This window comes from Halomonas faecis, from assembly GCF_010993975.1.
GTDB classification, from domain to species: domain Bacteria; phylum Pseudomonadota; class Gammaproteobacteria; order Pseudomonadales; family Halomonadaceae; genus Halomonas; species Halomonas faecis.
Genome location: NZ_JAACZO010000057.1, coordinates 62,336 through 74,064, shown reverse-complemented (window position 1 = coordinate 74,064; position 11,729 = coordinate 62,336). Strand labels below are relative to the sequence as shown.

8 protein-coding genes are annotated in these 11,729 nt (G+C 65.4%); all 8 read left to right on the top strand.

The genetic code is table 11. The annotated features are described in order from the left end of the window. The first annotated feature begins 198 nt into the window (after positions 1-198). The 8 genes from pilM to gltB all read left to right on the top strand — a co-directional run bounded on the left by pilM (position 199) and on the right by gltB (position 11,684). On the top strand, positions 199-1,260 hold the full coding sequence (gene pilM / locus GFD32_RS17295; protein WP_163577828.1) for a type IV pilus assembly protein PilM: 1,062 nt from the start codon (positions 199-201) through the stop codon (positions 1,258-1,260). Continuing rightward, complete coding sequence (locus GFD32_RS17290) at positions 1,257-1,826, top strand: PilN domain-containing protein (RefSeq protein WP_163577827.1); 570 nt, start codon at positions 1,257-1,259, stop codon at positions 1,824-1,826. The genes pilM and GFD32_RS17290 overlap by 4 nt, the downstream gene beginning before the upstream one ends. Further along, the gene (locus tag GFD32_RS17285; RefSeq protein ID WP_163577826.1) at positions 1,823-2,455 is read left to right on the top strand and encodes a type IV pilus inner membrane component PilO; all 633 of its coding nucleotides are present in this window, start codon (positions 1,823-1,825) and stop codon (positions 2,453-2,455) included. Before GFD32_RS17290 ends, GFD32_RS17285 begins: the two co-directional genes overlap by 4 nt. Continuing rightward, the gene (locus GFD32_RS17280) at positions 2,452-2,979 is read left to right on the top strand and encodes a pilus assembly protein PilP (protein WP_240455698.1); all 528 of its coding nucleotides are present in this window, start codon (positions 2,452-2,454) and stop codon (positions 2,977-2,979) included. The genes GFD32_RS17285 and GFD32_RS17280 overlap by 4 nt, the downstream gene beginning before the upstream one ends. Before the next feature lie 57 nt (positions 2,980-3,036). Further along, entirely contained in the window at positions 3,037-5,151 is a 2,115-nt protein-coding gene (gene pilQ, locus GFD32_RS17275; RefSeq protein ID WP_163577825.1) for a type IV pilus secretin PilQ family protein, read from the top strand. Beyond that, positions 5,151-5,693: a shikimate kinase AroK gene (aroK, locus tag GFD32_RS17270; protein ID WP_163577824.1), complete on the top strand. Its 543-nt coding sequence runs from the start codon at positions 5,151-5,153 to the stop codon at positions 5,691-5,693. The genes pilQ and aroK overlap by 1 nt, the downstream gene beginning before the upstream one ends. A 5-nt stretch (positions 5,694-5,698) precedes the next feature. Next, complete coding sequence (gene aroB, locus GFD32_RS17265; protein WP_163577823.1) at positions 5,699-6,814, top strand: 3-dehydroquinate synthase; 1,116 nt, start codon at positions 5,699-5,701, stop codon at positions 6,812-6,814. Positions 6,815-7,232: 418 nt separating this feature from the next. Beyond that, a complete protein-coding gene (gene gltB / locus GFD32_RS17260; RefSeq protein WP_163577822.1) occupies positions 7,233-11,684 on the top strand; it encodes a glutamate synthase large subunit in 4,452 nt (1,483 codons plus the stop codon). The last annotated feature ends 45 nt before the right edge of the window (positions 11,685-11,729 follow it).

Below are 11,729 nucleotides of genomic sequence, written 5' to 3'. Positions count from 1 at the left end.
GCGCCAGCCATTATAGGAAGCCGAGCCGCTCGTCACCAGCGTTGACGGGACATTGCGATGTCGATGTCCCTTCGTGGGGGAATATCAGGTAACCTCCTCGTTGCAGGGCAGGGTACGAATTGCCTGGTACGTTACGCTGGGCCGACCGAACCACGACGCGCGGATGACCGCATCATGATTGGGCAGGGGCATGACTAGATGCGATTCAGGGCCTCCGGCAAGGGATTGATCGGTGTCGACATCACGTCGGCCACCGTCAAGCTGATCGAGTTGCGCCGTGTCGGCGGCACCTTCCAGATCGATAGCTACGCAGTGCGTCCCCTGCGCGAAGGCGCCGTGGTCGAGCGGCGCATCCGCGACATGGGAGAGGTGGCCGACGCCCTGCGTCGTGCAGTGGAGAGCGCTCGGCCTGCTTCTCGCAATGCGTCGGTAGCGGTGCCGGCCAGTGCCGCCATCACCAAGACCCTGACCTTGCCAGCCTCGCTGAATGACGACGAGATCTCCGCACGCATTCAACTGGAGTCGGACAAGCACATTCCCTTTCCGTTCAGCGAAGTCGCCTTCGATTTTCAGCGACTCGGCCTTAACGCCCGCTACGGCGACCAGCAGGACGTGCTGCTGGTCGCCTGCCGCGAGCAGGACGTGCGGCAACTGACCGATGCGCTCCTCCAGGCGGGGCTGGCTCCGGCGGCGGTCGATGTCGAAACCTTCGCCATGGAGCGCGCCTTCGAGGAAGTTCGCGCCCAGTTGCCCTCTTCGACTGGCAGCGAAGAGTGCGTGGCGCTGGTCGATATCGGGGCCACCATGAACGCCTTCCACGTGGTGCGCAATGGGCGCATCACCTACAGCCGGGATACCGTGTTCGGAGGGCGCCAGCTCACCGACGAGATCCGCAATCGCTACGGGTTGAGCCTCGAAGAGGCGGGGCTGGCCAAGAAGCGGGGCGGGTTACCGGAAGATTATCAGGCCAGTGTGCTCGAGCCTTTCCTGGATACGCTGGTGCAGCAGGTGGGGCGTTCCCTGCAGCTCTACTACACCGCCGGGCGCAAGCATGAAGTGCAGCGCATGGTGCTGGCCGGGGGCTCCAGCGTGATCCCGGGGCTCGCCGAGCGCCTTGCCCAGGACAGCGGCATGGAGGTCTCCATCGCCAATCCGTTCCTGCGCATGCGCATCAATCCGCGTATCGATGTCCAGACGCTGGCCGGCGACGCCCCGGCAATGCTCACGGCTTGCGGACTGGCGATGAGGTCTCGCGCATGAGCATCGAGATCAACCTGCTCCCGTGGCGCGAGAAGCAGCGTGCGCGCCGTAGCCGCCGCTTCTATCTGGCCCTGGTTCTGATGGTGGGGCTGGGTGCCGGAGGAGGGCTGGGTGTCACGCACTTCTATCAAGCGGAGCTCAGCGCACAGCAACAGCGCAATGCCCATTTGCGCGATGCGATAGCCGCGCTCGATCAGGACATCCGTTCGATCACCGAGTACGAGGCGGTTCGCGAGCGCATGGCCGGCCAGCTCGACGTGTTCGGCGAACTGCAGCAGGGGCGCTCGCAGACGGTGGCCGTGTTCCGCGACCTGACCCGCAGCCTGGTGGAGGGCGTGCATTACACCTCTCTGGCTCGGCAGGGCGAACGACTGCGTCTCACCGGCCTGGCCGAGTCCGACTCTCAGGTATCCGATCAGCTGCGTGCGCTGGCGGCTGCGCCCTCGCTGGCCGAACCCGTGCTCTCCGAAGTGGAGTCGGCGAACGGCGCCCAGCGGCGCTTTGCGCTCAGCGTCACTCAGCAGTCGGTCGATGTGGCATCCGACGAAGCCGGAGGTGAGCCATGAGCTTGCGGGGAGAGTGGCGTCGTCTGCGCGAGCTCGACTGGCGGGAGCTGGATATCAAGGAGTCGGGAAGCTGGCCCTGGTCGCTACAGCTGATCTGCTGCGGGTTGGTGTTCGGCCTGACGCTCGCCGCCATGCACTGGTATCTGGCGCGCCCCCAGATCGAGGCGCTGAGCGAGGCACGAGCCGAGGAGCGCACGCTGCTGCGCGATTACCGACTCAAGGCGGCTCAGGCCTCGCGCCTGCCCACCATGCTGGAAGAGATGGCCGTGCTCGAAGCGCGCATGGAGGCGCTGATGGCCATGCTGCCCACCGGTGCCGAAATACCTTCGCTGCTGGACAGCATCAGCGAGATCGCCCTCGATCACCGGTTGTCGATCGATGTCATCCGGCTGCGCAGCCCCGAGACGCGCGATTTCTACATCGAACGGCCCTTCGATATTCAGGTTGAGGGCGACTACCACCGCCTGGCTGCCTTTCTGGCCGATATTGCGGCTCTGCCGCGGATCGTCACCCAGCATGACTTTTCGCTGGACCCGGCCGAAGAGGACGATACGCTGACGCTATCCATGCTGGCACGCACCTACAGCTACCGGACCCCCGACCAGACCCAAGGGGAGGGCGCGCCATGAGATGGCTGCAGGGTATCCTCATGACCGTTACGGTAGGGCTGGTCGCCGGCTGTGCCGATCCGCAGTTGGCAGCACTGGATCGCGAACTGGCGGCGATTCGCGACGACCCGGGGCCGACGCCCGCTTTCGAGATGCCCGAGGTTCCTACCTACCAGGCCACGCCCTATCGGGAGGCGGATAGTCGCAGCCCCTTCCGGCCGCATCGGCCGGAAACCGACCCTGAAGCGTCGGGCGAAGGTCTGCTGGCGCCGGACCCGGAGCGACGCAAAGAACCGCTGGAAGGCTTTGCGCTGGAGGAGCTGGCACTGGTGGGCGTGTTGACGGTAGGGGGCGAGCGTTCGGCGCTGGTGCGAACGCCGGACGGTCAGGTCCACCGGTTGCGCGAAGGGAACTACCTGGGCAGCAACCATGGACGCATCGTCGCCATCACTCACTCATCGGTGCAGCTGGTGGAGCTGGTGCCGACCGGCGGTGGTGGCTGGGTGGAGCGCACCACCCGACTCACGCTGGATGACGATACATGACGGCAGCACTGTGGCGACCAGACGACGTTGGCCGGTGTCCGGCCGGAGGGTGAAGAAATGATTGCAATGATGCGTGCACTGGTGGGGCTCTGCCTGCTACTGGTTGCCGCCAGCGCCACGGCCACTACGCTGACCGACCTTGACTTTCGTCAAGGACAGGGGGGTGAGCTGCAGGTCGATCTGCACTTCGACGATGGGGTGCCGGAAGTGCGCGGCTACCGCCTCGACGAGCCGCCGCGCCTGACCATCGACCTCATGGCCACCGGCAATCGTCTCGATCAGCGCCGTTTCGATCTGGGCCTCGGTGGTGTGGCGCAGGTCACCGCCCTGGAGGCGGGGAGTCGAACGCGGCTGGTGTTCGAGCTGGACGATGCCTTGCCTTACCGTACTCAGGCATTGGGCGATCGTCTGCGCCTCTCCATCGGTGGCGATGCCGCGTCGGCGCGGGCCAACGGCGCCCCCTCCGACGCCGAGCCCGCCGGTAGCCCGTCCCCATCGGGAGCGAGTCCGTCCATCGAGGCCATCGATTTTCGCCGCGGCGACGAGGGGGCCGGACGGCTGGTCGTGGTTTTCGATCGGGCCGGGGTCGACGCCCGGGTGCGAGAAGAGAGCGGTAACCGTATCATCGCCGAGCTGCGTGGCGTCGAACTGCCTGAGGCGCATAACCAGGTGCTCGACGTCAGCGATTTCGACACGCCGCTGACCCGTGTCACGCCGCGCCGCAGTAGCGACGGCGTCACCCTCGACATCCGGGGTGGCGGCGACTATGCGATGGTTTCCACGCAAAGCGGTCGACAGTTGACCATCGAGGCGCAGCCGGTCACTCAGCGGGAACGCGAAGAGCGCGTGCGCGAGCAGTTCCCCTATACCGGTGAGCGCATCACTCTCAATTTCCAGGATATCGAGGTGCGCTCGGTGCTGGCGATCATCGCCGATTTCACCGGGCTCAACCTGGTGGCCAGCGATAGCGTTCAGGGACGTGTCACGCTCAACCTGGAAGACGTGCCCTGGGATCAGGCACTCGATCTGGTGCTCAAGAGTCATGGTCTTGCCAGTCGCCAGGAGGGCAATGTCATTGTCGTGGCACCGGCCTCGGATCTCGCCAATATCGAACGTCAGGAACTTGAGGCGCGCACCGAGATGGAGACCCTGGCGCCGCTGACCACGGAGTACGTCCAGGTACGTTACGCCCGTGCCGAGGAGCTGGCCCGCCTGCTGCGCGGCGAGGAGGGGTTCGGCCTGCTCAGCGAGCGTGGTCGGGTGGCCGTGGATCAGCGCACCAATACGCTGTTGATCCAGGATACCGCCGATCAGGTGCAGGAGATCCTCGCCACCCTCGACGAACTGGACATCGCCGTACGCCAGGTGCAGATCGAGGCGCGCATCGTCATTGCCCGCGACGGCGTCACCAAGGAACTGGGCGTCAACTGGGGGGCCTCCGGCGAGGGCAGCCGTTTCAACTTGGGCGGGGCGTCGACCGGCACTCCGGTCGCTACCTACGGCGACGACTTCAGCGGTCAGCGCGAATCCCGCGGTCAGTTTGCCGGCGGTTTCGATGATCCCGCGGGCAGCCAGTTCGAGCGCGGCGGCCTGGCCGTCGATCTGGGTGGGGCCAACCCGATGACCAGCCTCTCCTTTGGCTATCTCTCCGGCGATATCCTGCTCGATCTGGAGCTGCGTGCCCTGGAGAGCGAGAACAAGAGCCAGACCATCTCTCAGCCACGGGTGATCACCGCCAACCAGCGCAAGGCGGTGATCAAGCAGGGTCAGGAGATCCCTTACCAGGAGTCCACCTCCAGCGGCGCGACCAACGTGGAGTTCAAGGAAGCGGTGCTGTCGCTGGAAGTGACTCCGCAGATCACCCCGGACGACCGCATCATCATGGATCTGCTGATCAACAACGATACCGTGGCCGAAGAGGCGTTCGGCGGAGTGCCGGCCATCGACACCAACCAGATCGAGACCCAGGTGCTGGTGGACAATGGTGAAACCGTGGTGCTGGGTGGTATCCTCACCACGGAAGAGCTCCGCCGCCTGGCCAAGACGCCGTTTCTGGGCGATCTGCCGGTGCTGGGAAAGCTCTTTCAGTACAATGAGCAGAACAACCAGAAAGTCGAGCTGCTGGTGTTCATCACGCCCCGCATACTGGACGATAACCTGGCCATTCGCTGATGCAGGCATTACCCAATCTGATCCTCGTTGGCCCCATGGGGGCCGGCAAGAGCACCATCGGCCGCCTCCTGGCGGCCGAGCTGTCACGTGAGTTCTACGACAGCGACCACGAGATTCAGGCTCGTTGCGGGGCCGATATCCCGTGGATCTTCGACGTCGAGGGCGAGGCCGGGTTTCGCCAGCGCGAAGCGCAGATGATCGAGGAGCTCACCGCCCTCGATGAGGTGGTGATCGCCACCGGCGGCGGCGCCGTTCTGCGCGAGGAGAACCGTCGCCGGCTGCGCGAGCGTGGTACGGTCATCTATCTCTTCACCACCGTGGAGCAGCAACTCAGGCGCGTCGCCAAGGATCGCAATCGGCCCCTGCTGCAGCGGCCCGATCGCGAAGCTGCGCTGCGCGAGATGTTCAAGCTGCGTGACCCTCTATACCGTGCCACCGCCGATATCGTGGTGCGCACCGATCGGCGCAGTCCGCGCGGCGTGGTGGGCGAGATCGTGCGCCGCGTACAGCGCCTGGTCGACCCCCTCCAAGCCAAGGCCTGAAAATCATGTCCGCCGCTTTCGCTTCCGAATCGCCCTGCCGCCTGCAGGTGGCACTGGGCAACCGCAGTTATCCCATTCACGTCGGCCCCGGTGTGCTTGGCGATCCGCAGTGGCTCGCTCCTCATCTCGCCGGGCGCCAGGTGATGATCGTCACCAATGCCAGCGTGGCGCCGCTGTATCTTGAGCGCTGTCGCGCTGCGCTGCCGGAGGGGCTGGAGGTGCGTGAGCTGGTGCTGCCCGATGGCGAGGCCACCAAGAACCTCGCGCACGTCTCGCGCATCTGGGACGCCCTGCTGGAAGCCGGTTTCAATCGTCGCTGCACCTTGATCGCCCTGGGCGGTGGAGTGATCGGCGACATGGTCGGCTTCGCCGCGGCGTGCTACCAGCGCGGCGTCGCCTTCATCCAGGTGCCGACCACGCTGTTGGCCCAGGTGGACTCCTCGGTGGGGGGCAAGACCGGCGTCAACCACCCGCTGGGCAAGAACATGATCGGCGCTTTCTGGCAGCCGCGGGCGGTGCTGATCGACACCGATACGCTGGCCACCCTGCCTGAGCGCGAGCTGTCGGCCGGCCTCGCCGAGGTGATCAAGTACGGCCTGATTCGCGATGTCGACTTTCTTGCCTGGCTGGAAAACGCCATGCCGTCGCTGCGTGCCCTCGACGCCTCGAGACTGGCGCAGGCCATCGAGCGTAGCTGTGCGCTCAAGGCCGAGATCGTCGCCGCCGACGAGACCGAGCAGGGCGTGCGTGCGCTGCTCAATCTCGGCCACACCTTCGGACACGCCATCGAGGCTCACCAGGGCTATGGAGCGTGGTTGCACGGCGAAGCCGTGGGCGCCGGCATGCTGATGGCCGCCGAGCTTTCCGCCCGCCTTGGCTGGTTGCCGGCCGGCGATGTCGCGCGAGTCCGCGAGGTCATCGCCGCGGCCGGCCTGCCGCTCGCCGCACCGGCCGACATGACGGCCGATGACTTCCTGGCGCGCATGCGCCTGGACAAGAAGAACGTCGACAGTCGGCTGCGCCTGGTGCTGTTGCGTGCCCTGGGCGACGCCTGCGTCCACGACGCCACTCCAACGCAGACCCTCGAGGCTCTGCTAGGCGACTTTCCCCGCCAGGCCTGATCGTTCGATCGGTTCGCTTCATCGATGCCCGCGACTCGCGGGCATCGCCGTTTACGACACGCCTCCACGCACCAATCCGCATGCCTCATGCCAGATCGGTATGGGGATAGATGCGCGAATTAGACCAAAGTCTAATGGTCGATTGGCTTTCGTTTGCCTTCCGTTGATGAGGCCCGCAAGTTCTTGACGTGGTGGTGTTTTTTGCCCGAGCTTGGATGGCAAGTGATGGATTTGGCAAGGTTTTTGGCGGTGTTTGGGCGGCAGCCGATTGCGTGGCGGCCATGGCTCTGGCTATGCTTGCCATCCTTTGTCCATCACAGCAGAGAGGGCTTTTTTGCCTAAGCCGTAAAAAAGCCAACCGAAAACAATATAATGTCTTTGCTGATCAGTCAATCGTTTCTAGCGAGAGGCACGCCCCATGAACCGAGGCCTACATCATCCCGGCGAGTACCGCGATAACTGCGGGTTCGGCCTGATCGCCCATATGGAGGGGCAGGCCAGCCACGACTTGCTGCGCACTGCCATCGAGTCGTTGACCTGCATGACCCACCGTGGCGGTATCGCTGCCGATGGCAAGACCGGCGATGGCTGCGGGCTGTTGCTCAAGATGCCCGAGGCGTTCATGCGTGACGTCGCCGCCGAGGCACTGGACGTGCCGCTCGGCGAGCGGTTCGCGGTGGGTTCGGTGTTTCTGCCCGACGACGACGCCCGCGAGGCGCGGGCACGCGGCATTCTCGAGGGTGAGCTGCGCGCCTGTGGCCTGGTGATCCGTGGCTGGCGCGAGGTGCCCGTCGATTCCAGCTGCTGTGGCCCCATGGCGCTCGAGTGTCTGCCGCGCATCCGCCACCTGTTCGTCGAGCCGGGCAAGCAGAGTGACCCCGAGCGCTTCGATGTCGACCTGTTCATGGCGCGGCGGCGTGCCGAGCAGATGCTGCGTGACGAGGAGGACTTCTACGTCTGTTCGCTCTCCTCCCAGGTCCTCTCCTACAAGGGGTTGATGATGCCGGTCGACCTGCCGACCTTCTATCACGACCTGGGGGACGAGCGCCTGGAGACGGCGATCTGCGTCTTTCATCAGCGTTTCTCCACCAATACCGCACCGCGCTGGCCGCTGGCTCAGCCGTTTCGTCTGCTGGCTCACAACGGCGAGATCAATACCATCCAGGCCAATCGCGGCTGGGCCAATTCCCGCAAGGAGAACTTCGTCACCGAGCGGCTGCCCGACATCGCCGAGCTCGACGAGATCGTCAACACCGTAGGCTCCGACTCATCGAGTATGGACAACATGCTCGAGGTGCTGCTGATGGGTGGCATGGAGCTGCATCGTGCGGTGCGCATGATGGTGCCGCCGGCGTGGCAGAACGTCGAGACCATGGATGCCGAGCTGCGTGCCTTCTACGAGTACAACTCCATGCATATGGAGCCGTGGGATGGCCCGGCCGGCGTGGTGATGACCGATGGCCGCCAGGCGCTGTGCATGCTCGACCGCAACGGCCTGCGTCCGGCGCGCTGGGTGATCACCAAGAACGGCTACATCACGCTGGCTTCCGAGATCGGCACCTACGACTATGCCCCCGAAGACGTGGTGGCCAAGGGGCGTGTCGGTCCGGGGCAGGTGCTGGCGGTGGACACCCATACCGGCGAGGTGCTGCATACCGACGACATCGACAGTCGCCTCAAGTCCGCCTATCCCTACAAGCGCTGGCTCAAGCAGGAGGCGCACTACCTGGAGTCGGCGCTCACCGAGCTGGCCAGCTTCCAGAACATGGATGCGGAGGCGGTCAAGACCTGGCAGAAGATGTTCCAGGTGAGCTTCGAAGAGCGCGATCAGGTGCTGCGGCCGCTGGGTGAAAGCGGCCAGGAGGCGGTGGGCTCCATGGGCGACGATACGCCGGTGGCGGTGCTCTCCGGCAAGCCGCGCCTGCTTTCCGACTACTTCCGCCAGAAGTTCGCCCAGGTCACCAACCCGGCCATCGACCCGCTGCGTGAGGCGATCGTGATGTCGCTGGAGACCTGCATCGGTGCCGAGCTCAACGTCTTCAAGGCGACCCCGGAGCATGCCCACCGCATCATTCTGACCACCCCCATCCTGTCGCCGCGAAAATTCTCGGCCCTGCTGGAACAGGACGATCCCGCCTTCGCCAGTCATACCCTCACGCTGGGCTACGACCCCGAGCGAATGGGGCTCAAGGCCGCCGTGCTCGAGCTGTGCCGCCAGGCCGAGGCGGCGGTGCACGAAGGCAAGGTGATTCTGGTGCTCTCCGACGCCAAGCTGGCCAAGGGTGAACTGCCCATTCAGGCGGCCTTGGCGGTAGGGGCCGTGCACCAGCACCTGGGCAAGCTGGCGCTGCGCCCGCGGGCCAACATCGTGGTGGAGACCGGCTATGCCCGCGATGCCCACCAGATGGCGGTGCTGTTCGGCGTAGGCGCCACGGCGATATTCCCCTGGCTCGCCTATCAGGTGATGGCCGACATGCACCGTACCGGCGAGCTCACCGGCAATCCGGCGGATACCCGCGAGAACTATCGCAAGGGGCTGCAGAAGGGGCTCTACAAGATCCTCTCCAAGATGGGCATTTCCACGCTTGCCTCGTATCGCGGCTCGCAGCTCTTCGAGGCGGTGGGGGTCGACAGGGAGGTGATGGACCTATGCTTCACCGGCATGGCTTCACGCATCCAGGGGACCGGCTTCAGTGAGCTGCAACTGCAGCAGGAGCTGCTGGCCCGCGATGCCTGGATACCGCGCAAGCCCATCGCTCAGGGGGGGCTGTTCAAGTACGTCCACGACCACGAGTACCACGCTTACAACCCTGATGTGGTCAAGGCGCTGCAGGAGGCGGTGCAGGAAGGCGACTACGCGAAGTGGAAGAAGTTCGCCCAGCTCGTCAACGAGCGGCCGGTGGCCACGCTGCGCGACCTGCTGAAGCTGAAGGCCTCCGCAACGCCGCTGTCCCTGGAAGAAGTGGAGTCGGTGGACGCTCTCATTCCGCGCTTCGACAGTGCGGGCATGTCGCTGGGTGCGCTGTCTCCGGAGGCCCACGAGGCGCTGGCCCAGGCCATGAACGAGGCCGGGGGGCGCTCCAACTCCGGCGAGGGTGGCGAGGATCCGGCGCGCTACGGCACCATCCGCTCCTCCAAGATCAAGCAGATCGCCTCGGGGCGCTTCGGCGTCACCCCGGCCTACCTGGTCAACGCCGAGGTACTGCAGATCAAGGTCGCCCAGGGCGCCAAGCCCGGCGAAGGCGGCCAATTGCCCGGCGGCAAGGTCAACGAGCTGATTGCCCGGCTGCGTTACTCGGTGCCCGGGGTGACGCTGATCTCGCCGCCGCCGCACCACGACATCTACTCCATCGAGGATCTGGCGCAGCTGATTTTCGACCTGAAACAGGTCAATCCGGATGCCCAGGTATCGGTCAAGCTGGTCTCCGAGCCGGGCATCGGCACCATCGCCACCGGGGTGGCCAAGGCCTACGCCGACCTGATCACAGTCTCCGGCTACGACGGCGGCACCGCGGCGAGCCCGCTCACCTCGATCAAGCATGCCGGCAGCCCCTGGGAACTGGGCCTGCCCGAGGTGCACCAGGCGCTGCGCATCAACGGCCTGCGTGACAAGATCCGCCTGCAGACCGACGGTGGGCTGAAGACCGGCCTCGACGTGGTCAAGGCGGCGATCCTCGGCGCCGAGAGCTTCGGCTTCGGCACCGCGCCCATGGTGGCGCTGGGCTGCAAGTACCTGCGCATCTGCCACCTCAACAACTGCGCCACCGGCGTGGCGACTCAGCATCAGTACCTGCGCGACGAGCACTTCCGCGGCACCGTGGACATGGTCAAGCATTACTTCCGCTTCATCGCCGAGGAGGTGCGCGAGATGATGGCCCTGCTCGGGGTGCGCAAGCTCACCGACCTGATCGGCCGTACCGACCTCCTCGAGGTGCTGGAGGGCGAGACGGCTTCACAGCGCAAGCTCGATCTGACCGACCTGCTGGTCAACGACTACGCATCGGCGGACGCGCCGCAGTTCTGTCAGGTGAGCCGCAACGTGCCTCACGACCCGGGTGCCAAGAACCAGGAAGTGCTCGAGGCGCTCGAGGCGGCCATCGAAGCCAAGAGCGGCGGCGAGTTCACCTTCGCCATCACCAACTGCGACCGCTCGGTGGGGGCGCTGACGTCCGGCGCCATCGCCAAGCGCTATGGCGAGGCGGGCCTGGAGGAGGCACCGATCATCGCGCGCTTCACCGGCGTGGCCGGCCAGAGTTTCGGCGTGTTCAACGCCCGGGGTCTGCACCTCTATCTGGAGGGCGATGCCAACGATTACGTGGGCAAGGGCATGAACGGTGGCAAGGTGGTCATCGTGCCGCCGACGGGGAGCCGCTTCGAGACCCACAAGACGGCGATCGTCGGCAACACCTGCCTGTATGGTGCCACCGGCGGGAAGCTGTTCGCCGCCGGCACCGCCGGTGAGCGCTTCGGGGTGCGCAATTCCGGCGCCCATGCGGTCATCGAGGGTGCCGGCGATCACTGCTGCGAATACATGACCGGCGGTCTGATCGCCGTACTCGGTGAGACCGGCGTCAATTTCGGTGCCGGCATGACCGGCGGTTTTGCCTACGTGCTCGACGAAGACCGCTCCTTCGTCGACCGCTACAACCATGAGCTGGTGGAGATCCACCGCATCAATACCGAGGCCATGGAGGCCTACAGGCGCCACCTGAGGGAGGTCATCGAGGAGTTCGTCGCCGAGACCGACTCGCCCCGCGGCAGGGCCATTCTCGAGGACTTCAGCGACTTCGTTCGCCATTTCTGGTTGGTGAAGCCCAAGGCGGCAAGCCTCAACAGCCTGTTGGCGCAATCCCGACGCCAGCCGGAGTGAGTGAGGCGGCGTCGGTCGCCGCGAGCGAGACCGGCGCCCTGAGTC